General features: G+C 67.2%; 22 protein-coding genes and 1 pseudogene. 13 read left to right on the top strand and 10 right to left on the bottom strand.

Annotated elements, in window-relative coordinates:
• Nucleotide 1: 1 nt before the first annotated feature.
• The 3 genes and pseudogenes from BPODLACK_RS02445 to ggh form a co-directional block, all read right to left on the bottom strand.
• Nucleotides 2–385, bottom strand: a complete 384-nt coding sequence (locus BPODLACK_RS02445; protein ID WP_006438059.1) for a cupin domain-containing protein — start codon at nt 383–385, stop codon at nt 2–4.
• A gap of 258 nt (nt 386–643) precedes the next feature.
• Nucleotides 644–894, bottom strand: a pseudogene (locus BPODLACK_RS23400) (hypothetical protein).
• A gap of 246 nt (nt 895–1,140) precedes the next feature.
• The gene (gene ggh / locus BPODLACK_RS02440; RefSeq protein WP_096274856.1) at nt 1,141–2,481 is read right to left on the bottom strand and encodes a glucosylglycerate hydrolase; all 1,341 of its coding nucleotides are present in this window, start codon (nt 2,479–2,481) and stop codon (nt 1,141–1,143) included.
• Between the two features lie 312 nt (nt 2,482–2,793).
• Here ggh and BPODLACK_RS02435 point away from each other — a divergent pair, with 312 nt between their 5' ends.
• Nucleotides 2,794–3,474: an SDR family oxidoreductase gene (locus BPODLACK_RS02435; protein WP_096274857.1), complete on the top strand. Its 681-nt coding sequence runs from the start codon at nt 2,794–2,796 to the stop codon at nt 3,472–3,474.
• A gap of 16 nt (nt 3,475–3,490) precedes the next feature.
• Here BPODLACK_RS02435 and BPODLACK_RS02430 read toward each other — a convergent pair whose 3' ends face one another.
• Nucleotides 3,491–3,880 (bottom strand): nuclear transport factor 2 family protein, encoded by a 390-nt coding sequence (locus BPODLACK_RS02430; RefSeq protein WP_096274858.1) that lies wholly within the window; start codon nt 3,878–3,880, stop codon nt 3,491–3,493.
• Between the two features lie 221 nt (nt 3,881–4,101).
• On the opposite strand from BPODLACK_RS02430, the gene BPODLACK_RS02425 reads away from it, so the two are divergent.
• The 4 genes from BPODLACK_RS02425 to BPODLACK_RS02410 are packed head-to-tail and all read left to right on the top strand — an operon-like array spanning nt 4,102 to nt 8,379.
• A complete protein-coding gene (locus BPODLACK_RS02425) occupies nt 4,102–4,782 on the top strand; it encodes a DUF4129 domain-containing protein (protein WP_024499051.1) in 681 nt (226 codons plus the stop codon).
• The gene (locus BPODLACK_RS02420) at nt 4,779–6,047 is read left to right on the top strand and encodes a DUF4350 domain-containing protein (RefSeq protein ID WP_024499050.1); all 1,269 of its coding nucleotides are present in this window, start codon (nt 4,779–4,781) and stop codon (nt 6,045–6,047) included. Before BPODLACK_RS02425 ends, BPODLACK_RS02420 begins: the two co-directional genes overlap by 4 nt.
• Nucleotides 6,044–7,087 (top strand): AAA family ATPase, encoded by a 1,044-nt coding sequence (locus tag BPODLACK_RS02415; RefSeq protein ID WP_159404638.1) that lies wholly within the window; start codon nt 6,044–6,046, stop codon nt 7,085–7,087. Before BPODLACK_RS02420 ends, BPODLACK_RS02415 begins: the two co-directional genes overlap by 4 nt.
• Nucleotides 7,087–8,379, top strand: a complete 1,293-nt coding sequence (locus tag BPODLACK_RS02410) for a DUF58 domain-containing protein (protein WP_024499048.1) — start codon at nt 7,087–7,089, stop codon at nt 8,377–8,379. The genes BPODLACK_RS02415 and BPODLACK_RS02410 overlap by 1 nt, the downstream gene beginning before the upstream one ends.
• A 12-nt stretch (nt 8,380–8,391) precedes the next feature.
• Here the strand turns inward: BPODLACK_RS02410 and BPODLACK_RS02405 are convergent, their stop codons facing one another.
• Together BPODLACK_RS02405 and BPODLACK_RS02400 are read right to left on the bottom strand one after the other, a co-directional pair.
• A complete protein-coding gene (locus BPODLACK_RS02405; protein WP_159404637.1) occupies nt 8,392–8,667 on the bottom strand; it encodes a hypothetical protein in 276 nt (91 codons plus the stop codon).
• Nucleotides 8,668–8,707: 40 nt separating this feature from the next.
• On the bottom strand, nt 8,708–9,700 hold the full coding sequence (locus BPODLACK_RS02400) for a stage II sporulation protein M (protein ID WP_024499046.1): 993 nt from the start codon (nt 9,698–9,700) through the stop codon (nt 8,708–8,710).
• Between the two features lie 109 nt (nt 9,701–9,809).
• Between BPODLACK_RS02400 and BPODLACK_RS02395 the strand changes: the two genes are divergently transcribed.
• The 3 genes from BPODLACK_RS02395 to BPODLACK_RS02385 are packed head-to-tail and all read left to right on the top strand — an operon-like array spanning nt 9,810 to nt 12,024.
• Nucleotides 9,810–10,691 (top strand): RDD family protein, encoded by an 882-nt coding sequence (locus BPODLACK_RS02395; RefSeq protein ID WP_394854761.1) that lies wholly within the window; start codon nt 9,810–9,812, stop codon nt 10,689–10,691.
• A complete protein-coding gene (locus BPODLACK_RS02390) occupies nt 10,688–11,887 on the top strand; it encodes a lipase family protein (RefSeq protein ID WP_201450581.1) in 1,200 nt (399 codons plus the stop codon). Before BPODLACK_RS02395 ends, BPODLACK_RS02390 begins: the two co-directional genes overlap by 4 nt.
• Nucleotides 11,866–12,024 (top strand): hypothetical protein, encoded by a 159-nt coding sequence (locus BPODLACK_RS02385; RefSeq protein ID WP_157753411.1) that lies wholly within the window; start codon nt 11,866–11,868, stop codon nt 12,022–12,024. The genes BPODLACK_RS02390 and BPODLACK_RS02385 overlap by 22 nt, the downstream gene beginning before the upstream one ends.
• A gap of 25 nt (nt 12,025–12,049) precedes the next feature.
• Here BPODLACK_RS02385 and BPODLACK_RS02380 read toward each other — a convergent pair whose 3' ends face one another.
• The gene (locus BPODLACK_RS02380) at nt 12,050–13,288 is read right to left on the bottom strand and encodes an amidohydrolase (protein WP_159404636.1); all 1,239 of its coding nucleotides are present in this window, start codon (nt 13,286–13,288) and stop codon (nt 12,050–12,052) included.
• Between the two features lie 117 nt (nt 13,289–13,405).
• A complete protein-coding gene (locus BPODLACK_RS02375; protein WP_159404635.1) occupies nt 13,406–14,596 on the bottom strand; it encodes an acyl-CoA dehydrogenase family protein in 1,191 nt (396 codons plus the stop codon).
• 71 nt (nt 14,597–14,667) lie between these two features.
• Here BPODLACK_RS02375 and BPODLACK_RS02370 point away from each other — a divergent pair, with 71 nt between their 5' ends.
• Nucleotides 14,668–15,000, top strand: a complete 333-nt coding sequence (locus BPODLACK_RS02370; RefSeq protein WP_024499041.1) for a TfoX/Sxy family protein — start codon at nt 14,668–14,670, stop codon at nt 14,998–15,000.
• A gap of 153 nt (nt 15,001–15,153) precedes the next feature.
• Complete coding sequence (locus tag BPODLACK_RS02365; protein ID WP_159404634.1) at nt 15,154–16,953, top strand: alkyl/aryl-sulfatase; 1,800 nt, start codon at nt 15,154–15,156, stop codon at nt 16,951–16,953.
• 136 nt (nt 16,954–17,089) lie between these two features.
• On the opposite strand, the gene leuS is transcribed toward BPODLACK_RS02365, so the two are convergent.
• On the bottom strand, nt 17,090–19,975 hold the full coding sequence (leuS, locus tag BPODLACK_RS02360) for a leucine--tRNA ligase (RefSeq protein WP_159404633.1): 2,886 nt from the start codon (nt 19,973–19,975) through the stop codon (nt 17,090–17,092).
• Nucleotides 19,976–20,106: 131 nt separating this feature from the next.
• On the opposite strand from leuS, the gene BPODLACK_RS02355 reads away from it, so the two are divergent.
• From BPODLACK_RS02355 to BPODLACK_RS02345, 3 genes are all read left to right on the top strand, one after another.
• On the top strand, nt 20,107–20,622 hold the full coding sequence (locus BPODLACK_RS02355) for an SdpI family protein (protein WP_159404632.1): 516 nt from the start codon (nt 20,107–20,109) through the stop codon (nt 20,620–20,622).
• A 29-nt stretch (nt 20,623–20,651) separates the two neighbouring features.
• Nucleotides 20,652–21,647 carry a bile acid:sodium symporter family protein gene (locus BPODLACK_RS02350; protein ID WP_159404631.1) on the top strand — a complete coding sequence of 332 codons (996 nt, stop codon included), beginning with the start codon at nt 20,652–20,654 and terminating at the stop codon, nt 21,645–21,647.
• Between the two features lie 205 nt (nt 21,648–21,852).
• Nucleotides 21,853–22,185 (top strand): hypothetical protein, encoded by a 333-nt coding sequence (locus BPODLACK_RS02345; RefSeq protein ID WP_159404630.1) that lies wholly within the window; start codon nt 21,853–21,855, stop codon nt 22,183–22,185.
• 188 nt (nt 22,186–22,373) lie between these two features.
• Here BPODLACK_RS02345 and BPODLACK_RS02340 read toward each other — a convergent pair whose 3' ends face one another.
• A complete protein-coding gene (locus tag BPODLACK_RS02340; protein WP_159404629.1) occupies nt 22,374–24,419 on the bottom strand; it encodes a CocE/NonD family hydrolase in 2,046 nt (681 codons plus the stop codon).
• Between the last annotated feature and the right edge of the window lie 227 nt (nt 24,420–24,646).

The following is a 24,646-nucleotide window of genomic DNA, read 5'->3' as shown; positions in this document are numbered from 1 at the left end:
CTCAGAGGAGAGTGGCGTCGCGCTGCCCGGTGTAGAAGGCGAGCGCATAGTCAGGGGTGCTGAAGTAGATCTTCGAACCCTTGGGGAAGAAGATCGCATCCTTGGCCTTGGCAACGGTCTTCTGTCCGGTTTCCTTGTTCTCCAACAGGAACTCGCCCTCGAGGACGACCTTCATCTCGTCGTATTCGTACTCGTAGTAGAGCGGTTCGTCGGTGTGGCGGAGCTCGAAGTATCCGCTGCACATCGGGCTGCCGTCCGGGTTTTCATAGACGTCGCCGATGAATCCCGCAGTACCCGGGTACTCGGCCTCCGGCATCTTCGGCAGGTCCTTCCAGCCATCGCTGGTCACGCGGAACTCCAACGCCTTGGCACTCTCGATCGTCACGAGGCTCCTCCATGTCTCACTCGGGCGCGTACGCGCTCGTCGGGGTAGGTGCTCGGCGTCCTCCGCTGCCAGCCGTCGTTTGCGGTGACTCTTCGGAGTGGACGCCGTCCCCTGTTATGAAACAAGTGGCGTGTTTCAGCAGTGTGACGGCTTTGTAATGGTGTGCAACGCGGCGAATCCGCAACCGAGACATTCGCTCAACGATTCCGTTCCCGCTCACATTTATAGTGAGCGGGAACGGAATGAGTGAGCGGTTCATCAAGTCCGCGGCGGGTGGTAGTCGAGCAATCTGAACCAGTACTCGTCGGGAAGCACGTCGCCGGAACGCAACACGCGCGCGAGTCCGACGGCCATAAAACCCCGAGCAGGCCCAGCCATAGTCCGCACAGGGAGATCGTCACCAATGCGATGGTCCTGGCGACCGGCCACGGGTCGAGGATCAGCAGGAGCGGCGCGAAGAGGAAGCCGGCCGGGACGAACCAGAACGACAGCGCCTTGTCGCACTTCATCACTGCGGTCAGCCACGTCGGGGTCGACGCCACGGGTCGCGGTGGTGCCGGTCGGCGTCTGACGCGGATCGTCGTGGCAATCGGTGGAGTGGCAATCGGTGGAGTGGCAATCGGTGGAGTGGCAATCGGTGGAGTGGCAATCGGTCGAGTGGTCATCGGACACCTCCTGTGAGGATCGCCGTGACTCCAGACTGCGCGCCTGAACGCAGGAAGGCCACTACCTCGCAGGTAGTCGACTCGCGGGGCTCAGTCGAGCCAGTCCAGCACCGACGCCGCGGTCCAGCTCTGCTGCATGCTGCCCAGGGGTTCGCCGGTGAAGGGTTCGTAGTACTCCGCGAACGAGCCGTCGGTGGCCTGGCGCAGACCCTCCTCCCGAAGGCGCGCGGAGCGCTCGGTCCAGCCGCGGCGTCCGAACGCCCAGCTGAACAACCAGGTCATGACCGGCCACACCGGGCCGCGCCAGTATTCGCGCGGGCGGAAGTCGGCCGAGATCGGCGACGTCGACGGCGGGACCGCGTACCGGAGGTCGGGGTGCCCACAGAATCGCGGACCTTCGAACAGCCGGAGCAGAGCCCGTTCCCGGTCGCGCGGGAGACCTCCGCAGATCAACGGGGCGAACGCGGCGATCGTCTCGGTCGGAATCCACGAGTTCGCGCGCAGGTCGAAATCCCTTGCGGCGCCGTTACGGTCGTTGGCTGCGGCCACGACGCCGGAACGGAAACGGTCGGCCCATGCGCGCAGGTCGCGGACGTCGGCGAGCGGCTTGGAGTAGTCCTCACCGATCGTCGCGAGCACATCGCAGGCGACGGCGAAGATCGCACTGACGAAGACGTCCTCGACCGCGAAACTCATGACCTTCGGCAACACGTCGTCGTCGTAGTTCGCGCGCTTCATCTGTTCGACGAGCCAGAGGTAGCGGTCGTACTCGAGGTCGGTCGGCCGCATCGACAGATCGGACACGTGGTCGAGATCCGCCCGAGAGTACGGCGGCAGGTCCAGTCCCGGAACGACATTCGCGTATGCCGAGTCCCAGCGCGGCGAGTTGTCCATACCGGATTCCCAGCCGTGGAAGATGGTGATCCGGCCGCGCCCCATGGGATCCCGGGCATGAGCCAGCCACCGATGCCATCGCACCAGGGAACTCCACCGGCGGTCGATGAACTCGTTGGCGACCGCCCGCGTCGTCCGGCCGTGACGTCGGGAATGGTCGAGGATGCGCTGCACCGCGATCGCGTGGACCGGAGGCTGGGTGATCCCCGAGGTGTCCGGGAAGTCGGGGGCGCATTCGGCCAGTCGCGCGCACTCCCAGCGGGCCGGGCCGGGGAAGTACCCGTCCCGACCGTTGGCGAACACGATGTGCGGGATCATGCCGTTGCGCCACTGCGCCGAGAGCAGGGTGTCCATCTCGATCACCGCTCGCTCGACCGACAGCGGTGCGAGACCGACGGTGACGAAGGCGGCGTCCCAACTCCACATGTGCGGGTACAGCTTGGGTGCCGCACTGGTCATGGTGCCCAGGTCGTTGCCGCGCAGCAGATACGCGGCACGTGCCGACAGCTGCGTTGGGGTGAATCCGTACCGGGCCACGCCGACGATTCTGCCCCGCGGCGCCGTCGTGTGCTCATCGAGGTGACCTCGATACGCGTCGTCCTCACTCCGTTCGGTCGTCGCTACTCGGCCAGCGGAGGGTGGGGGGCGTGACGATTCGGCATCCGGGCCGTCGCTACTCGGCCAGCGGAGGGTGGGGGGCGTGACGATTCGGCATCCGGGTCGTCGCTACTCGGTCGGCGGAGGGTGGGGGGCGTGACGATTTCGGCATCCGGGTCGTCGCTACTCGGCCAGCGGAGGGTGGTCAGCATGACGATTTCGGCATCCGGGTCGCCCAGTAGGGTGGGCAGAGTGCCCACCGCTTTGATCACCGGGGCCAGTCGCGGCCTCGGCGCCCAGATCGCCCGACAGCTCGCGCCCACCCACGACCTGTTGTTGGGTGGACGCCCCTCGCCCGAACTCGACAACCTCGCCATCGAACTCGACGGCGCGAGCACTTTCGCCGTCGAGCTGACCGACTACGACGAGGTCGCCGGTGCCGTGGAAGCGATCAACGAACTCGACGTGCTGGTCCACAACGCCGGCGTCGGCAGCAGTCTCGAGCATGTGGCCGACACCCCCGTCGAGGAGTGGCATCACGTCCTCGAGATCAACCTCGTCGCCGTCGCCGAACTGACGCGGCTCCTGCTGCCGGCGCTGCGGCAGGCAGAAGGGCACGTCGTCTTCGTGAACTCGGGCGCGGGCCGGACCGCCAAACCCCGCTGGGCGCCGTATGCGGCGAGCAAGTTCGGGTTGCGGGCACTCGCCGACTCGCTGCGCGCCGAGGAACCGACACTACGGGTCACGTCCGTCTACCCCGGGCGCATCGACACCGACATGCAGCGCGAACTGGTCGCCATCGAGGGCCGGGACTATGACGCCTCGCAGTTCCTGCGCCCGGAGTCCGTCGCGGCCGCCGTCGTACACGCCATCCAGACGCCCGTCGACGCCCATCCGCAGGACATCGTGCTGCGGCCGACGGGGCGTTGGTAAGCAGCTCGGAGCGGAGTCAGAGCTGCGTCAGGTCCTCTGGACGCCAGACGGCCCGCATCGACGACACCTTGCCGTCGGCGTTGAAGACCATGATGTCGACGGGCGTGATCTCGAAGGCCAGTCCGGAGGTCTTGGTCACCAGGGTGAACTCGAAGACGGCGGTGTCGCCGGCGACCTTCTTCCACTTGAGGGTCGCGGTGCGCTCGTCCATGCCGGTGATCACCGAGTAGAACTCGACGAGCTGTTCGCGGGTGCTGCGGATGTCGGCGCCGATCGGGTCCTCGACCGTCGCGTCGGGCGCGTAGAGGTCGGCGATCTGCTCGGCGGTGCCGGAGTTCAGCAACTCGATGTAGGCGTCCACCGCCGCGTCGATCTGGTCGGCGAGGCCGGCTTGCTCCACGGTCATGAATCCTCCAGAAATTAGAACGTGTTCTAGTTCTGCACCGTAGCACGCGCGTCCGTCGACCGGTGGATGTTTCCGGTGCTTGCACACCGTTGTTTGATACGTTCGCCGCAAGAGCCCCTCGGGCGTCGAGTCCGTCGAGTCCGTCGAGGTCCCAGCAGCGCGGAAAGGCCGGTATCCGTGACGATGTCCGACTCACCGCACGACCCGCGGTCGGGTGCGCGGTGACCCCGATCCTCGCCGCACCCCTGGATCCCGGCAACGAGCAAGCCCGCCGCTGGGCCGAGGACGAACTCTCCCAGAACGCCTACCAACCGCCGGAACCGTCGTGGTGGGACCGGTTCAGCGACCGGGTCTGGGGATGGATCGCCGACAACGTCCTCGACCTGGTCGGCGGGTCGGACACGATCCGGGCGATCGTCATCGTGATCGCCATCCTCGTGGCGCTCGGACTCGCCGTTCTCGTGATCCGCCGCGTACGCCGCACCCCGCGGGTCCCGAAGGCCACCGAGAACGCCGCAGCGAAGGTGGTGTTGTCCGGAAGCCCGCGTTCGGCGAAAGAGCTCCGCGCGGAAGCCGAGACCCGCTATGCCGCCGGCGATTACGACACCAGTGTGATCACCGCCGTCCGCGCGCTCGCCCAACGCGGCATCGAACGAGGTCTGCTGGCCGACGAGCCGTCCCTCACCGCACACGAGGTGGCGTCCGAACTGGCGTTCCGGTTCGACGAGCACGGCGTCGAACTCCGGAGCGCCGCAGACCTGTTCGATGCGATCGCCTACGGCGGTCGCCATGCGGCGGCCGGGTCGGCCCGTGCGGTGCTCGACCTCGAGCGCACCGTGTCGTCCGCCCGACCCGCCGGGGTGGACACATCTGGTCCGCGTCGTCTGGCGGTGCCCCGATGACCACGACGGCACGTACACCGTCGATCGCGCCCGCCCCGCCGAAGCGCGGCACGCCGCGATGGATCTGGGTACTCGTGGTGGTGCTCGTCGTCGCGGTGACCGGAGCGATCGGCCTGCTCGGTGTCTCCGCGCTGACCGTGTTCGGTGCGGAACCGGGGCCTGGTGTCAGCTACGACCCCGACAATCCACGGCCCCAGGGTGCGCGTGCCCTCGCCCAGATCATCGACGACCACGGCGGCGACCTCCATCAGGCCCGTGGACTGGACGAGTTCACCGATTCGCCGCGCCCCGAGAGCAGCACGACGGTCGTCGTGTCATCGATCGGAGCACTGAACCCCGGTACCGCACAACAGTTCCTGGACCGGGTCTCCGACGCACACCGGGTGATCCTGATCGCGCCACAGGACAACGCTCTGTCACTTCTCCGACTACCGGTCCGGCTCGAGTACGGCGGTGCCCCGTCCGCGGTGCTCGCCGGGTGCACGACCACCGAGATCGCCGACGACGACACCATCACCGGCGGCGCGCTCGGCTACAGCACATCCGCACCGGGCGCGACGTCGTGCTTCACCACCGGCACCGCGTCGAATGTGCTGATCGTGCCGGCCACATCGACCCGCCCGGAGATCGTGGTCGTCAGTGGCGACATGCTGATCAACGAGAACCTCGCGCTCCGGGACAACGCGGGCGTGGCCACCCGTCTCTTCGCCGGAGCGCACGACATCCTTTGGTATGTACCTCTTTTCACCGACGAAGTCGCCTCGGCGCAAGAGGAATCCGACATCCCGGAGGCGCTCGGGCCGCTGGTCGTGCTGGCTGCGTTCGCCGTCCTGGTCCTGATGCTCTGGCGCGGTCGCCGTTTCGGCGCGCTGGTCACCGAGCCGCTGCCGGCGGTCGTCAAGGCGATCGAGACCACCCAGGCACGGGGCCGGATGTACCACAAGGCTCGCGCCGACGCCCGCGCGGCCGCCGCGCTGCGCATTCACACCCTGACCTCGCTCGCCTCCTACCTCGGCCTCCCGTACGACGCCGGTCGGGCCACCGACGAGTTGGCGGCACCCGACTGGGAAACGATGGTGGCACCGGGGGAGACCGCCGACTCCGCCGTCCACGCCATCATCACCACCGTCGTGTCCGTCACCGGCCGCGACCTTCCACAGGTACGGACCCTGCTCGCGGGGCCGCTGCCCACCACCGACACCGGCCTCGTCGTCTTCACCAGTGAACTGACCGCCCTCGAGAAGGAAGTCCGGCACACACCATGACCGTCGATCCATCCCGCACCTTCGGCCCCGGTCCGTCCGGGAAGGCGGCCCCATCGCCGCAGAATCCGCACGGTGGACCCGCCCCGTCGTCGAACAAGGCACGCGAGGCACTCGGTGCGGTGCGTGCCGAGGTCGCCAAAGCCGTTGTCGGGCAAGACCCGGCGGTCGCGGGCATCCTCATCGCACTCTTGTGTCGCGGACACATCCTGCTCGAAGGCGTTCCGGGCGTCGCCAAGACCCTCCTCGTCAGATCGGTCGCGGCGGCGCTCGACGTCGAGACCAAACGCGTGCAGTTCACCTCCGACCTGATGCCCGGGGACGTGACGGGTTCGCTCGTGTTCGACTCCGCCAGCTCGGAGTTCACGTTCCGCGAGGGACCGGTGTTCACGAACCTCCTGTTGGCCGACGAGATCAACCGCACCCCGCCGAAGACGCAGGCATCGTTGCTGGAGGCGATGGAGGAACGGCAGGTGACCGTCGACGGCGTCGGCCATCCGCTGCCCAGCCCGCTCCTGGTGGCGGCAACGCAGAACCCCGTCGAGTACGAGGGCACCTACCCGCTGCCGGAGGCCCAGCTCGACCGTTTCCTGCTGAAGGTGACACTGCCCGTGCCGCCACGTGAGGACGAGATCACGGTCCTGACCCGGCATGCGGCCGGGTTCGATCCGCGGAATCTCGCCGCCGCCGGACTTCGACCGGTCGCCTCGGCCGCCGACGTCGAAGCCGGCATCGAGCAGGTCCGCCGCGTCGGTGTCGCACCACAGGTGGCCGCCTACATCGTCGACATCGCCCGGGCGACACGGTTCTCGCCGTCCCTGGCACTCGGCGTCAGCCCGCGCGGCGCGACCGCGCTGCTCGGGACCAGCCGCGCGTGGGCGTGGCTGAACGGCCGTGACTTCGTGACCCCCGATGACGTTCAGGCCCTGGCACAGTCGACGCTGGCGCACCGGCTGACGCTGCGGCCGGAGGCCGAACTCGAAGGCGTGTCGGTGGGCTCGGTCCTCGATGCCGCCGTCAACTCGGTTCCCGTCCCGCGCTGATGTTCCTCACCGGCCGGTTTCTGGTACTGGTGCTGCTCGGCGCAGTGCCGATCCTGGTGTGGCCGAACTACGCCGTCCCCGTGCTGTGGGTGCTGTTCTGTGTGCTGCTGATGTGCCTCGACCTCGCGCTCGCCGGATCGACGAAGACCATCACGATGACACGGTCGGTGATCGGACCGGTCCGGTTGGGGGAGAGCACCTCCTGTTCGATCACGGTCACCAACACCGGAACCGGGACCTTTCGCGGCGTCCTGCGTGACAGCTGGCAACCCTCGGCGGGTGCCACGGGCGCCGTCCATCGCCTCATCGTGCCGCGCGGTGAGACCACCACCGTGACCACCACTCTCACCCCCACGCGACGTGGCGACCGACTCGCCGTACGGGTGACGGTGCGCCGTCTCGGTCCTCTGGGACTGGCCGGACGGCAACGCAGTGTCCCGCTTCCCGGCCGGGTCCGCGCGCTCCCGCCGTTCGGGTCACGTCGGCTCCTGCCCTCCCGACTCGCCCACCTCCGCCAGCTCGACGGCCGGTCGGCGGTCCGGATCCGCGGCCAGGGCACCGAATTCGACTCTCTCCGGGACTACGTCGAGGGCGACGACGTCCGCAGCATCGACTGGCGGGCGACCGCACGACGCCGGTCGACCGTGGTGCGGACCTGGCAACCGGAGAAGGACCGACACATCGTCATCGTGCTCGACACGTCGCGCACCTCCGCGGGGCGCGTCGGCGATGTCCCCCGACTCGACGCCGCGATGGACGCCGCCCTGCTGCTGGCGGCGTTGGCATCGCATGCGGGCGACCGGGTCGACCTGATCGCCGGTGACCGACGCGTGCACCGTCGAGTGGTCGGGGAGGGCCGGACGACGCTGCTCAGCAGGCTGGTCACGGCGATGGCCGACCTCGAACCGGCACTGCTGGAGGCGGATTGGCCGATGCTGGGCGCCGAGGTCGCGAAGATCAGCCGCCAGCGCGCACTGCTGGTATTGCTGACCCCGATGGAACCGGCCGCCGTCGAGGAGTCACTGCTGCCCCCGCTGTCGGTTCTCGCGCAGCGCTACAAGGTGGTCATCGGGTCCGTTGCCGACCCTGCGCTGGAGGAGATGATCGACGCCCGGGAAGATCCGGAAGCCGTCTACGACGCGGCGGCCGCCGCCCGGACCGTCACCCTGCGCAACCGGACGGCCACTGCCGTCGGACGACTCGGCGTCGACGTCGTCGACGCCCCGCCCGACACGCTGCCCGCGCGACTCGCAGATCACTATCTGCTGCTGAAATCACGCGGGCTGCTGTAGCGCTGCGTCGAACTAGCTCTTGGCCTGGACCGCCCGGCAGCCGAGGAAGCCCAGGTAGCCGGCCAGGCCGACCAGGCCGAGGCGTCGGGTGCGGCGTGACACCAGCGCGATGCCGATCGCGGTCTCGCAGGCACCGTTGCGGTAGGTCCACGTCGTGGTGTCCTCGGGGAACACGGGTGCGGTGATGGGAGCGAACACCTCCGGCTTGACGAAGTGCGTCAGACCGACCGCCGCCAGACCTCCTCCGATCAACGAGACCGCGTCCAGAGACTTGTCGTTCTTGGCCATCCTGGTGTTCCTTTCGGGGTAGCTGCACTCCCGTTCATTCCTACACGGTCGGTGCAGTCAATCCGCGATCCAGCTCGGCGAGGTCGCCGGTTTCACCGGCTCGGTGCGCGCGGCGCCCGGCGACGAAGACGTAGGTCATGAACAGCAACCAGGCGGTCACCCCGATCCCGATCCGCGCCCACGTCGGCAGCGGCGAAGGGGTCACGAAGGCCTCGATCACCCCGCACAGCAGGAGGACGGCGACGAGACCGAGCGCCACGCCGATGGCGGTCCGACCCTCCTCACCGAGAGCGGCTGCGCGCGTTCGGTTCCCGGGTGACACCCAGGACCAGAAGATCCGGAGTCCGACTCCCGCGGCGACGAACAGGCAGGTCAGTTCGAGCATGCCGTGTGGCAGGAGCAGACCGAAGAACAGGTCTCCGCGACCGTGCCGGATCATGATCGACGCGATCACCACCAGGTTCAGGATGTTGGTGTAGAGCATCCAGATCACCGGCAGGCCGAAGACGCCGACAACGATGCACATCGCGGCCAGCCAGAAGTTGTTGGTCCACACCCGCGCCGCGAACGACGTCGCCTCGTATTCGCTGTAGTAGTTCTCGAAGTCGTTGGTGACGAGCCGCTCGATCTCCTGCGCCGAGGCGAACGAGCTCTCGATCCGCGGATGCTCCAGAACCCACCAGGTCATGACGGCGGCCGCGAGCAGACACACGCCCATCACCGTCAGCCACCACCACCGCATCCGGTACAGCGCAGCGGGGAACGACACCGCGAAGAAGTCGATGAACGTCGACCAGGTACTCACCCTCGTCCCCGACGCTCTACCCCGGGCCCGCGCCAGCAACGCCGACAGGTACGCGACGAGCGATGCGTCGGGCGCCGACGAGCGGATCACCGAAAGATGCGTCGCCACCCGCTGATAGGTGTCGATGATCTCGTCGGCCTCGGCTCCGGTCAGACGCCGCCGGCGCGACAACTCATCGAGACGTTCCCACGTCGCGCGGTGCGCGGAGACATAGGCGTCGAGGTCCATTCGGCCAGGGTAACCGGCATCCGGGTCAACGCAGGACGTGTCATTCGACGGGTGTCGTCCCTGTGCACGGGTGAGGGTGCGAGCCGCGGTTCGCGTCGTATGGTGAGGCGTGCCATCCGTACCGCCGCCGCCAGGACCCCCGCGACTGGCGGGTGTCCCGACCGGCCCGCCGCCGACCGTCTGGGGTGCAGGTGCGTCGGCCACGGTCGGCGTGGGACGCGACGATCTGGTCTCCGGTGAGGCGGTGGCACTGGCGCTGCCGCCGGGCGGTCTCGGCTATCGGATTCTGTCGGGGATGATCGACGTCGCGCTGGGGATCGCCCTCTGGTTGATCCTCTGGTGGCTGACGTACCAGGTGGCCATCGACCTCAACGAGGCCTGGCGGGGCGCCGTCAACACGATGCTGCCCATCGTCAGTGTCATCGCCCTGCCCACCGTCGCGGAAACCCTCACCGGGGGCAAGACCGTCGGTCATCTCGTCGTCGGCCTGCGTACCGTCCGAGATGACGCCGGGCCCATCGGTTTCCGGCATTCGCTCACCCGGGCGCTGGTGGGGTTCATCGAGATGTACGCCTGCCTGGGTCTGCCCGCGCTCATCAGTGCCGCGATCTCGCGGAAGAACAAGCGGCTCGGTGACCTCCTCGCCGGCACCTACGTGATCCGGGACCGGCACAAGATCGAAGAACAGCATCCCATCGAAATGCCCGCCGGACTCGTCTCGTGGGCGGTGGCGGCCGACATGGCGGCCCTGCCCGACGGCCTCGCCGTGATCATCCGCCAGTTCCTCAACGGCCGCCACGGCATGAAGCCCGAACCCCGGGCCGCCGCAGCGCGTCGGCTGGTCTTCGACGCGGCGCCGTTCGTGGCGCCCGCGCCGCCACAGGGCGCGTCGTTCGAGGATGTGCTGTCGGCGATCATGGCCGAACGTCGACGCCGCGACGCCGAACGACTCGAACGTGAAGCACTCCTGCGGGAAAGGTTGTTGCGATGAGAACATCCGCCCGACACCGCGCAAAGATTTTCTGCGCCCTGATCGCCGGGGCCCTGATGACCATCGGGGGTACGGCGCCGGCGCCCCCCGCTTTCTCGGCACCCGCGGACTCGGTGCCGCACATCGTCTCCTCCGAGACCGTGCACACCTCCGTGGTTGCACTCGACGCCGCGTCGTCGACGACCCGGATTCGCTACCGCTCGACGTCGGTGCGCGGCACACCGACCGAGATGACCGGGACCGTGCTGCTACCCCGGTCCGCGCCGCCGCGTGACGGCTGGCCGCTTGCGGTGTGGAATCACATGACGGTCGGCGCAGCGGACTCCTGCGCTCCGTCCGGCGGTCATGCGGGGCATCCCGAACTCCCGCGGATGACGTCGGGTGACCTCATCGTCTCCCACCTGCTCGACGCCGGATTCGCCGTCGTCCGGCCTGATTTCGAGGGAATCGGTGGTCCCGGACCGCATCCATACCTGATCGGCGATTCGCTCGCCCGGTCGACGATCGACATGGCGGTCGCGGCGTCACGCGAGGACTCACGGATCGGTCGGGACGTGGTGGTGGCCGGACACTCCGAGGGTGCGGTGGCCGCGCTCTTCGCGGCATCTCGGCCCGAATCCGAATGGCGGGGATTGCAACTGCGAGGCGTCGCGGCGCTGGCACCGCCCACCCAGGTCGCGCGGATGCTCGACGCCGTCTCCGCCGTTCCCGTTGCCGGTCCGGCCATCAACGAGTTGATGGGTCTGGCGGCGTTGATCGGTTACGGCGCTGCCGCCGCAGATCCGGACTTCGGGCAGCTGATGCTCAACGGCGGTCTCAGTCCGGCGGCACGCCGTCTCGTTCCGCAGGTCGAGCAGCGGTGCTATGTCGGGCTCACCGGGTTCGATTCCTTCGGCGGGCTGGCCCCAGCTCAGCTACTCGGACCGCGCGGCAGCCAGTTGAAGACCGATCTGATGAGCATCCTCGATCGCAACGACGTTGCGCACCTACGTTTCTCCCCGGGACTTCCAGTGCGAGTCGAAGCCGGGACGACCGACACCGTCTCCCCGCAACCCCTGGTATCCGAACTGGTGCAAACCTATCGGCGAGCCGGGGTGCGAGTGACCTACAACGAACGCCTCATCGGGCATGCCGGCGTGGCGACCGAGCCGGGTGGCGCCGAAGGTGTTGCGCGGTGGCTGATCAGGCAGGTTTGATCGCCGGTCACCTCAGATCGGCGCTGGACTTCCCGAGGGCCTTCAACATGGCGGCCTCGGTGGAGTTGGGCTGTTTCCCAATCGGATTCGAGGCGGATGAACTCGGCGACGGTCGCGTGCTGGGATACGGCCGGTGAGCGGCGGTTCGCCCTTTCGGAGTGGCTAACCCAACCAGGTACGGGCCGCGATGACCAGCGCTCGGACTCCCGTCGCGAGCGTCGGATCGATCACCGGCGCGTAGTGCGGTGAGTGGTTGGACGGTACTTTCAGCAGCGCCGGATCCGTCATGTCACCGGTGGTGAACAGGGACGGATCGGCTCCGCCGAGCAGCCAGTACGAGAGGGGTGCGCCACAACTCGTGGCCAAGATGCCGACATCCTCGCTGCCCGCGCCGGCCCCCGGATCGAGGATGTTGGACGCGCCCAACCAGTCCGCGAAGGCGCTCAGCGTCTTGCCCAGCGCGTCCGGATCATTGGTGACCACCGGGAACCGTTCGATCTCGGTGATGGTCGGATCTTCCGGCGCCCCTGCTGCGGCCGCCTCACCGCGCACTATTCGCTCGACGCTGTCGAGGATCTTGCCGCGCACGGTCTCGTTGTAGCTGCGGATGTTGAGCTGGATCTCGGCCTCCCCGGGAATCACGTTCGCGGCGTCACCGGCGTGGATCGACCCGACGGTGAGCACAGCGGTGGCGGTGCTCGGGATCTCCCGGGAGATGACGGTCTGCAGCCTCAGGACCGTGGCAGCGGCCAGCACGATGGGATCCACGGAGGCCTCGGGCATCGAGCCGTGTGCACCACGACCCACGAGTCGCACCCGGAGTGAGTCCGACCCGGCGTACGACGCGCCGGGGTGCCCGGCGATCTTGCCGGCGGGCAATGGCGAGACATGCTGACCGAGCACGACGTCGGGTTTGGGGAACCGATCCCACAGTCCGTCGTCCACCATCGCCTGAGCGCCGGCACCGAGCTCTTCGGCGGGCTGGAAGATGACGACGACGGTGCCCGACCATCCCGATACATCGGATGCGAGGATTGCCGCCGCACCCAGGAGACATGTGGTGTGCAGATCATGACCACACGCATGGGCGACCGGGACCGTCTTACCGTTCTCGTCGGTCGCCGTGACGGTGCTGGCGTAGTCGAGTCCGGTGTCCTCGAGGACGGGTAGGGCATCCATGTCGGCGCGCATCGCGATCGTCGGACCGTCCCCGTTTCGCAGGATGCCGACCACTCCGGTCCTGCCGACGCCGGTCGTGACATCGAAACCCGCCGATTCGAGCCTTTCGACAACCAAGCCGACGGTCCGTTGTTCCTGGAAGCCGAGTTCCGGGTGTCTGTGGAGGTCTTTGTAGAGGTCGACGAGCGAAGGGTCGATCGGGATGTCTACAGGAGTGGTCATGCCACGACCTCCAACGGCGGGCGTCTGGACCGGATCTCCGGCCCGACCCCATCGTCACACGCGGCAGGGTCCGCATGCGTCGGTTTCATCCTTCCCGGACGGACAACCCGGTGCGCCTCACTTCAGGTCGGCGCTGGACTTCCCGAGGACGCGGCGCGCGATGATCAGCTGCTGAATCTGCTGGGTTCCCTCGAAGATGTCGAGGATCTTGGAGTCCCGGGCCCACTTCTCCAGCAGCGAGGTCTCCGAGAAGCCAGCTGTCGCACCGATTTCCACCGCTTTGTTGGTGATCTCGGTGACCGTACGACCCGCCTTCGCCTTCGACATCGAGGCCTCAGTGGAGTTGGGTTGCCTGTTGTCGGCCATCCACGCGGCGCGCAGGGTGTGCAACCACGATGCCTCCCACTCGGATTCGAGTCGGATGAACTCGGCGACGGTCGCATGCTGGGATGAGGCCGGGCGGTCGTAGTCGATCTCGTGGCCGGCTTCGTCGAGCATCCGGCGCAGTTCCTCCAGTGCGGCACGGCCTAGGCCGATCGCCATCGCCGCGACGACCGGGCGGGTGTTGTCGAAGGTCTGCATGACCCCGCCGAACGCCTTCTTGGTGTCGATCTCCGGTGATCCGAGCAGGTTCTCGGCGGGCACGCGGGCGTTCTCGAAGCGGATCACGGCGGTGTCGGAGGCCTTGATGCCGAGCTTGTGCTCGAGCCGGGCGACCGTCACCCCCTCGGTCGTCATCGGCACGACGAAGCTCTTGATGGCCGCACGACCGACGCTCTTGTCGATGGTGGCCCAGACGACCACGTGATCGGCTCGCGAGCCGGCGGTCACGAAGATCTTCTCCCCGTTGATGAGGTAGTCGTCGCCGTCGCGGGTGGCAGTCGTGGAGACGGCTGCCGAGTCCGACCCGAAGCTGGGCTCGGTGATGGCCATCGCCGCCCACACGTCCGAGAACTTCTCGAGCTGTTCGGGGTTGGCGACCGCCGCGATGGCGGCATTGCCCAGACCCTGGCCGGGAATGGAGAGCAGCAGGCCCACATCGCCCCAGCTAATCTCGAGCGCCGAGATCAGGCCGCGCATGTTGGCGCCGTTGACCGACGGTCCGTCGTCGCCGCTCGACGAGTCGGCCGACTGCTCCGACCCGCGACCCTGCTTGGCCAGTTTCGCGAGGTCGTCGAGTTCGACGGGGTACTCGTGCTCGGCCTTGTCATACTTCCGTGAGATCGGCCGGAAGATGTGCTCGGCAGCCAGGTGGGTGCGCTCGACCGTCGAATCGAACTTCTTCGGGAGCTCCAGGTTGATCGCCATGGCATGACCTTACTGCTGGGTAAGTTAGTTGCCAAGTCCTTCCCCGTCACACCCGCCGATAGCCTGGGGACGTGGCTTACGACGAGGAACTCGCCTTCCGCATCCGCGCGTTGCTCGCGGCGGAGGCCGGCGTCGACGAGGTTCCCATGTTCGGCGGCCTGGCGTTCCTGATCAACGGCAACATGGCTGTGGCCGTGAGCGGCAAGGGCGGGATCATGGTGCACGTGCCGCCCGAGGAGACCAACACCCTTCTCGAGTACCCCCACACCGCGCCGATGTACATGTCGGCGCGCGAGACCCTCGGCTGGCTCCGCGTCTTCGAGGAAGGGATCGCCAGCGATCGTCAGCTGACCCGCTGGGTCACCATCGGCTCCGACTACGCCAGGAAGCTGCCGCCGAAGTGAGGGGCGGTCGGCCCCGCCCACGAACTCCCTGATCCTGCTGTCACAGCCCGGCCGGTGGGCGATACTGTGACCGCAACTGGTGTCAATGGTGTCGGGAACCGAACATCGATCTGATCCGCGCAGTCCGCCGAGCCTGCCGGAAGAGGAGATCCGATGCCTGCCGATTTCTCCGACCGAACAGACTTCGACAACGCCAACCGGGGTTTGATCGGGGTCCTGGAACCCGCGATGATCCACGGTGGTGACGGCCGTGTCGTCTACGACGCCGTGGGTTTCGCGGAGGCAACTGCCGGTGACTGTCCCGACTCCGTCAACCCGAATCTGTGGCGGCAGGCCCAGCTCACGTCGGTTCACGGATTATTCGAGGTCACCGACGGCATCTATCAGATCCGCGGCTACGACCTCTCGAACATGACGTTGGTCGAGGGCGACACGGGCGTGGTCGTGATCGATCCCCTGGTCTCGTCGGAATGCGCGGCGGCCGGCCTTGCCCTCTACCGTCGGCATCGCGGTGAACGACCGGTGAGCGCAGTCATCTACACCCATTCCCATGTCGATCACTTCGGCGGCGTTCTCGGCGTCGTCGATGTCGACACCACCGTGCCGATCGTCGCGCCCGAACACTTTCTCGAACATGCCGTCTCCGAGAACGTCTACGCGGGCACCGCGATGCTGCGGCGGAGCATGTATCACACGGGGATCGTGCTGCCGGTCGGCGCGACCGGGACCCTCGGCGCTGGACTCGGTCCCAGCACATCCACCGGGACAGTGGGTTTGATCGCCCCGACGCTCGACATCACCCACACCGGACAGGAAGAGACCTTCGACGGTGTCCGGATGATCTTCCAGGTGACGCCGGGTACCGAAGCGCCGTCGGAGATGAACTTCTGGTTCCCCGATCACCGAGCACTGTGTCTGGCCGAGAACGCAACTCACAATCTCCACAACCTGCTGACATTGAGGGGCGCACAGGTGCGCGACGCCCGCATCTGGTCGCGATACCTCACCGAGGCCATCGAGATGTTCGCCTACGACTCCGATGTCGCCTTCGCCTCCCATCATTGGCCCACCTGGGGCACCGACGAACTGCTCGTCTATCTGACCCAGCAGCGCGATCTGTACGCCTACCTCCATGATCAGACGCTTCGGCGAATGAATCAGGGATACGTGGGCAGCGAGATCGCCGAGGACTTCCCGATGCCGCCGGTCCTCGACGCGGCCTGGCACGCCCGCGGGTTCTACGGCTCGGTCAGCCACAACGTGAAAGCGATCTATCAGCGGTATCTCGGTTGGTACGACGGCAATCCGGCCCATCTGTGGCAGCACCCACCGGAGGCGTCGGCCGCTCGGTACGTGCGTGCGCTGGGCGGGGTCGAGGCAGCGGTCGCGAAAGCGCAGGAGTTCGCCGACGAGGGAGATCTTCGATTCGCCGCGGAACTGGCCGGCCACGCGGTGTTCGCCCAGCCGGACCATGCGGGCGCGAAAAAGCTCCTCGCGCAGGTGTTCACGAAACTGGGATACGGATCCGAGTGCGCCACCTGGCGCAACAACTTCCTGGTCGGTGCCGACGAGCTCGTCGGCCGGCCGCATCCCGCACCGGTCAGCGGGTCCGGAATCGCGAGCGCGCTCACCATCACCCAACTCTTCGACAGTCTCGCCATCCGCATCGACGGCCCGCGAGCGTGGGACCTGTCGACGTCCATCCGATGGCACTTCACCGACACCGACGAGACCTATCGGATGGAGCTCTCGAACGGTGTCCTGATCCACCACCCGACGCGGCGACAGGATCCCGCCGATCTCGTCGTGACACTCACCAAGCGCGATCTGCTGGGCCTTCTCACCGGCACGGCAGCCAGTGGTGCCACCTTGGAGGGCGATACGTCCGCGATCTCGACCATCACCGGATTGGTCGATGACCCCGATCCCGGGTTCGCCATCGTCACACCGTGAGCGAAGTCATTTGGCGGCAACGCAGTTCGGGTCGCGAGCCCTTCGAGGCTCGTCGCTATCGCTCCTCACACCTCAGGCAGCAGCGGTTGGCTGGATCAGGGAGCCAGGACCGTCACCGTAACGAAGTCGCGAGGCGTCAGGGGACGATGTTCACCATCCGGCCGGGCACCACGATCACCTTGCGCGGTTCGGCACCGTCGAGGAGTGCGGCGATCTTCTCGTCGGCGAGGGCAGTGGTGCGCAGGGTGTCCTCGTCGGCGTCGGCGGCGACGGTGATCCGGCTGCGGACCTTGCCCTTGACCTGCACCGGGATCTCGATCGTGTCCTCGACCAGCCACGCCTCGTCGGCGACCGGGAACGGCGCGCGGACGACGAGGGTGTCGTGGCCCAGGCGATGCCACAGTTCCTCGGCGATGTGCGGTGCCAGCGGCGCGAGCATGATCACCAGCGCTTCGACGGCATCCCTTGGCGCACCGGCCTTCTCGAAGTTCTTGGTGAGGTGGTTGGTCAGCACGGTCAGCTTGGCGACGGCGGTGTTGTTGCGCAGTGCCGCGTAATCCTCGCGGACACCGGCGATCGTCTTGTGCAGCAACCGCTTCGTGTCGTCGTCGGACTCGGCGTCGGCGACGCGCAGCTCACCGGACTCCTCGTCGACGACCAGGCGCCAGATGCGCTGCAGGAACCGCTGCGAACCGACGACGTCCTTGGTCGCCCAGGGGCGTGACTGGTCGAGCGGACCCATGAACATCTCGTAGACGCGCAGGGTGTCGGCACCGTAGTCGCGGCAGATGTCGTCGGGGGTCACCGAGTTCTTCAGCGACTTGCCCATCTTGCCGTACTCCTGGCGCACCTCTTCACCGTTGTAGAAGAACTTGCCGTTCTCCTCGGTGACCTCCTCGGCCGGCACATAGATACCGCGCGAGTCGGTGTACGCGTACGCCTGGATCATGCCCTGGTTGAACAGCTTTCGATACGGCTCGCGGCTGGTGACGTAGCCGAGGTCGAACAGGACCTTGTGCCAGAACCGCGAATACAGCAGGTGCAGCACGGCATGTTCGACGCCACCGATGTAGAGGTCGAGGCCACCCGGATCGTTCGGACCATGCAATTCGGGACGCGGACCCATCCAGTAGGCCTCGTTGTCCTTGTCGCACAGGGTTTCCTGATTGGTGGGATCGATGTAGCGCAGCTGATACCACGAGCTGCCCGCCCACTGCGGCATGACGTTGGCGTCGCGGGTGTAGGTCTTGGGACCGTCTCCGAGATCGAGCTCGACGGTCATCCACTCGCCGGCCTTGGCCAGCGGGGGCGACGGCTCGCTGTCGGCGTCGTCGGGGTCGAAGGAGACCGGCGCGTAGTCCTCGACCTCCGGGAGTTCCACCGGCAACATCGATTCGGGCAACGCGTGCGGCTGGCCGTCGGCGTCGTAGACGATCGGGAAGGGCTCGCCCCAGTAACGCTGGCGGGCGAAGAGCCAGTCACGCAGCTTGTACTGGATCTTGCCGGTGCCCACGCCGTCGGCCTCGAGGCGTTCGACGATTGCGGCCTTGGCGTCCTCGACGTTCTTGCCGTCCAGGAAGTCCGAGTTCACCAACGGGCCGTCGCCCATGTAGGCCTCGACCTGCACGTCGGTGTCCGAGCCGATCACCTCGATGATCGGCAGGCCGAACACGGTCGCGAACTCGTGGTCGCGGGCGTCGTGCGCCGGGACCGCCATGATGGCGCCGGTGCCGTAACCCATGAGAACGTAGTCGGCGATGAAGACCGGAACCTGGTGTCCGTTCACCGGATTGATCGCGAAGGACCCGGTGAAGACGCCGGTCTTCTCCTTGTTCTCCTGGCGTTCGAGGTCGGACTTCGCCGCGATCGACGCGCGGTACTCCGCGACGGCCGTCGCGGGATCGCTGCCGCCGCGTGTCCACCGGTCGTCGGTGCCCTCCGGCCAGGCGTCGGCGGTCAGCGCGTCGACCAGCGGATGCTCGGGGGCCAGCACCATGTAGGTGGCACCGAAGAGGGTGTCCGGGCGGGTCGTGAAGACCTCGATGTCGCCGACACCGGGCGCACCGAACCGGACCTGCGCACCCCGCGAACGGCCGATCCAGTTGCGCTGCATGGTCTTGACCTTCTCGGGCCAGTCCAGCAGGTCCAGGTCGTCGAGCAGCCGGTCGGAGTAGGCGGTGATCCGCATCATCCACTGCCGCAGATGCTTGCGGAAGACCGGGAAATTGCCGCGATCACTGCGACCGTCGGCGGTCACCTCCTCGTTGGCCAGCACCGTGCCCAGGCCGGGGCACCAATTGACCAGGGAGTCACTCAGATACACGAGGCGATGGTCGTCGATCACCCCGGTGCGCTCGGCCGGCGTCAGATCCGCCCAGGACTTCCCGGCGTGCTCTCCGCCGAGTTCGCGGGTGCCCGCGGCGAACTCGTCGACCAGCTCGGAGATGCGCCGGGCCCTGCCCTGATCCGCGTCGAACCAGGCGTTGTAGATCTGCAGGAAGATCCACTGCGTCCAGCGGTAGAAGTCGACGTCGGTGGTCGCGACGCGACGACGCTCGTCGTGGCCGAGGCCGAGTCGTCGGATCTGGCCGAGGTAGCGCTCGATGTTCTGCTCGGTCGTGGTCCGCGGATGGGTGCCGGTCTGGACGGCGTACTGCTCGGCCGGCAGACCGAAGGAGTCGAAACCCATCGTGTGCAGAACGTTCTTGCCGGTCATCCGCTGGTAGCGGGCGAAGACGTCGCTGGCGATGAACCCCAGCGGATGGCCGACGTGCAGACCCGCACCCGAGGGGTAGGGGAACATGTCCTGGACGAACAGCTTGTCGGGAGCGTCGGCGCTGCCGCCGCCGAAGGCGCTCAGGTCACCGGCGAGCGGTCCGACGGGATTCGGTGCCTCGTAGGCATGCTCGTCGGACCAGGCCTGCTGCCAGCGCTGCTCGAGCTCACCCGCGACCTCCGCGGTGTAGCGATGAGCGGTCGCCCCGGCGGAGCCGTTGGTGCTGGTGGTGTCGACTGAAGTCACCCGACCAGGGTAAATCCTGTGCCCGACCAGCCTGAAATCCGGTCAGCTCGTCACCCCGCCAGCGCAGGCACGTCCATGAGGTGCAGTTCACCCGGGCACGCTCGATTCGGTTGCACAGCGGACGCAGTCGTATGCTGTGGGTCGTGAATGCCCTGTCCGTCGTCGTTGCCGTCCTGCTCTTCGCACCGGCCGGGCTCTGGACCACGGTCGGGGTCCGCGGTCTCCGCGGCACTCTTCCCCGCAACCGCCGTCTCGGTGTTCGCACCGACGAGACCATGCGCTCCGATGAGGCCTTCCGCGTCGCGAACCGCGTCGCGGCACCCGGAACGCTCGGCGCGAGTGTGATCCTCGTCCTCGGTGCGGTCGCCACCCTGGCCGTCGACGGCGGTTGGTCCATCCTCTTCGGTGTCGTCGCCCTGGTGGCCGCGCTTGTCATCATCGGCCTGGTCAGCGCCATCGGCGTGCGCGCGGCTGCGACCGTACCGGCCGAGGACGCGGGCTGCTCCTGCTGCTCGGGTCATGACGACGCGCATTCCGCCGAGAAGCCGGCCGGGGCGGAGTCCGACCCGGCTGCCGACTGCGGCACCAGCAGCTGCGGTGCGTGCTCGCTGCGCGGCGTCTGCGCGAACGACACCGCGCAGGCCTGAGCGTCACCCGCCGTCGGCAGCTCTGACATATGCGCGCGTTCAAGAACCTCCTCGACCGTTCGCCGATCGACGGATTCATCCTCGCGATCGTGGCCGCGGTCGTCGTCGCCGCCTTCCTGCCCGTCCGCGGGACCGCCGGGGACGCATTCGAGTGGATCGTCGTCGTCGCGATCGGTGCTCTGTTCTTCCTCTACGGCACGCGGCTGCACCCGCGCGAGGCTCTCGACGGCCTCAAGCACTGGCGGCTGCACCTGACGATTCTCGCGTTCACCTTCGTCGCGTTCCCGATCATCGGTCTGGCCCTCAAACCGGTCGTCGAGCCGCTGATCGGTGACGACCTCTATGCCGGGCTGCTGTTCCTGTGTCTGGTGCCCTCGACGGTGCAGTCGTCGATCGCGTTCACCTCCATCGCCAAGGGCAACGTCGCCGGCGCCATCGTCAGCGCCTCCGCGTCGAACATCCTGGGTGTGTTCCTCACCCCGGTACTCGTCGTCGCACTGATGCAGAACACCGGAGACGCCACCATCGACGCGTCGGCGATCCTGAAGATCGTGGCGCAGATCCTGGTGCCGTTCGTCGTCGGTCAGCTGGCACGACCGTGGGTCGGGCCGTTCTTCGCACGCCACGCCCACATCACCAAGCTGGCCGATCGCAGCGCCATCGTGCTCGTCGTCTACGTCGCCTTCAGCGAGGGCGTCGAGAACGGCATCTGGTCGTCGGTCGACGCAGTGCAGGTGATCGCCGTGTCGCTGATCTCGCTGGTGTTCGTCGTGGTCATGCTCGTGGTCACCGGATGGCTGCCCACGAAGCTCGGCTTCGACCGTGCCGACACCATCGCCATCCAGTTCTGCGGCACCAAGAAAAGCCTCGCCACCGGACTCCCGATGGCCACCGTGCTCTTCGCCGGTTCGACCGTCGGCCTCATCGTCCTACCGCTGATGATCTTCCATCAGATCCAGCTCATCATCTGCTCGTGGCTGGCGACGCGGTACGGACGTGAGGCGGAGGCTGCGGAGACCTCCTGACGATTACCGGGGTCCACGGTCGAAAAAGTCACGGGCCGCGGCCTGTTCGATGCGGTCAGGTACGGATACGGGCGAGCACACGGCACGCCTGACTGTTTTGCCCGGTGTTTGGCGGCATCCTGATCGGGGGACCCTGAGATGCACAGAGGTGCACCTTCTCCGGGGTCACCGGAGAAGGGTGAGCAATTCGAGGAAAGGCCTTCTCATGACCAACCCCGAACCGTACCGGCAGCCCAATCCCGGTGCCGCGCCCGGCAATTCTGCGCCCCCGATCGCCACGCCCAACCCCGTAGGGTTCCGCCGAAATGTAGAGACAAAGGCTTCGACGAAGACGAGTGAACTGATCGCGTATGGGCTCGCCGTACTCGCCGTGGTGATCACCGCGCTCGTGGTGGGCGGCGGAGATGGCGACGTCGATCCGTTCGGTGCTGCCGACGCGCTCAAGTACATCACGTGGCTGACCGTCGGGTACATGATCGCGAGAGGCCTGGCGAAGTCGGGCAGTCCAGAACCGCAGGACGACGCTGGTCGGTACTGATCCGAACGACGCCTGAACCGCGGACGCACACCGGCATCGCAGTCGGCGAAACCGCGCCCGCACAGATCGCACACGCTGGAGCCGTCGACCAGGAGGTCGACGGCTCCAGCGGTGTCGTCAGTGTGTTGGTCCGTCTCAGATCGACTGTCGCCGAGCGACCCTCGCCGTGTCAGTCACCGATTGACGTGTCAGCCACCGACCGGCGTCGACAGCGGCAGGTTCACGAAGCTCGGCCAGCTCGGGTCGAGCTGGATGTGCTGCGGCTTCAGGCCCGACTCGTTCAGCAACGGGCGTAGCGGCAGACCGCGTGGGAAGTTCATAGCGAAGACGTCGACCCGCAGGCGATGACCCGGCTTCACGATCGCCTCGGTGGGCAGCAGCCCGATGTCTATGCTGACCGGACGTCCCGGAGCCACCGGCTGCCGTGAGGACAGTGTGAGGTTGTAGAACGGGTCGATCACGTCTCCGTTCGGCGCGAATTGCGATGCCGCGCGGTCGTATCCACGAAGCGACGCCATCACCTGTCCCGACGAGATCACCTTCGACGTGCCGTCGGGCGCGACGTCGTTGAGGGTGGCCGTCCAGTAGCCGTCGGTGGCGTCGAGCACGGTGTTCAGCCGAATGTTGGAGTACCCGGACACGCTGCGGGTCGTCGTGAGCGGGGGAGTGGTGAACGACAGTGCCGCGCGTTCGGAGATGCGGGCATCGTCGGCGCAGAACGGGAAGATCGCCAGCGCACCGGCCAGTTGCTGTGCCGCGTCGCGTGAACACATGGGTGCGAGCCCGGGTGCGATGGTCATGCGTGCCCGCGACTGGGGGGCCTTCGTGGTCAGGCTGCCGTCGCGGACCGCGTGTGCCGCGGTACCGCTACGCCGGTCGCTCACATAGAGGCGCTGACGCTCCATCCCGGCGCGCGGGAACTGCCGGGCGGTGATCCAGGAATCGCCCACCTGCTTGAGGTTCACCGGACCATAGGAGTCGATGCCGTTGTCGATTCCCTTGAGCCACTTGTCGAACCACGCCTTCTGCAGCACGTCGAGTCGCGGCGGCGTGCCGTCGCGTCCCTGTTGCCCGCCGCCGATGGTCAGGTGATAGCCGTCGCCCATGATCAGCTGCTTGCGGCCCGGCGGCAGCGGGATCTTGTTGTACATACGGACTTCGGAGTTGGTGAAGAGGTCGAACCAGCCGCCGTAGATGAGGGTCGGCGTGGTGATGTTCTCGGCACGGTCGAGCCAGGCGGACCGCGGTTCGGAGTTGTTCTCCAGCAACGCCTTCAGCTCCGGCGGCACCGACGCGACGTCGGGTGTGAGCAGTGCTGCGAAGAGTTGCGGATAGAAGGTCAGCGGGTCGGAGATCCGGTCGGCCAGCCACTTCCAGTCGAAGGTGCCGTTGAGCATCGACGCCACGTTCGGGATCATTTTCGTGGTGTTGACCAGAGTCAGCCACAGCGGCAGGAAGCCGACACCCAACGCCCCACCCGGCGCCACGATGTCTCGGATGAGATCACCGCCCGGTTCGACCGGGAAGATCGCCTTCAGTGCCTTCGGGTTCTTGTTGGCGGCTTGGATCTGGTTGATCGCGGAGTAGGAGACACCGGACATGCCGACCTTGCCGTTGGACCACCGCTGCTTCGACGCCCAGTCGATGACCTCGATGGTGTCGCGTTGCTCGCGGTCCTGGAAGACGTCCCACTTGCCCTGGGAGAAGCCGGTTCCGCGCACGTCGACGACGACCTGTGTGTAGCCGCTGCGGACGAGGTCGAAGTCGACGAGGAAAGTCTTGGCGCCCCCGTCGCGCAGGGTGTGCGCGATGTCGTTGATGCCGTCGATCGGCGTGCCGGACAGGTTGATGGACCGGGCGATCTGCAGCAGGAACGGCTCGAGCACCGGATGCTGCGTGACCGCGGATCCGACCGTGGTGATCAGCTTGGTGTACGGGGTCATGTTGACGATGACCGGCGTCTTCGTCGACGTCGGTCGTTCGCGGGCATCAGCAGGCCGGTAGACGTTGGCGCGTAGGACGGTGCCGTCACTCATCCTGATCGGCACGTCCCAGCTGACGTTCACGCCGGCATAGGGTTGCGGGCCGTCGTGGCCCGCGGCCCAGCGCGCGGCGGCGGCCCCTCCCGTGGGTCCGCTCGGTGCGGCCCCCGCGACCGCGGTCGGCGCGACCAGCACCGCGACGAGTGCGATCACCCCCGCCAGCAGACGAACGCTTCTCGACGACCTGCCCATGCACACCCCCGCGTGTGATGCGCCGCGACGACGTCAGCGCGTCGACGCGGCGGGAACCTGATCAAGCGATCACAACTTAGCATCGGGAGTGATGCGGGTCACGAGTCCTTTCGATACGCCCCTCCGCAAGCTCCGGGGCTACTCAAGGAGCGGGGGTCAGTTGAGGTCGATGGGATGCGTCGCGAGGAGCGGGGGTCAGTTGAGGTCGATGGGATGCGTCGCGAGGA

Origin of the sequence: Gordonia sp. YY1 (assembly GCF_009872315.1) — a bacterium.
Classification (GTDB): Bacteria; Actinomycetota; Actinomycetes; order Mycobacteriales; family Mycobacteriaceae; genus Gordonia; species Gordonia amicalis.
Note: the sequence above shows the minus strand (reverse complement) of the source record. Positions and strands in the feature narration are given on the sequence as shown.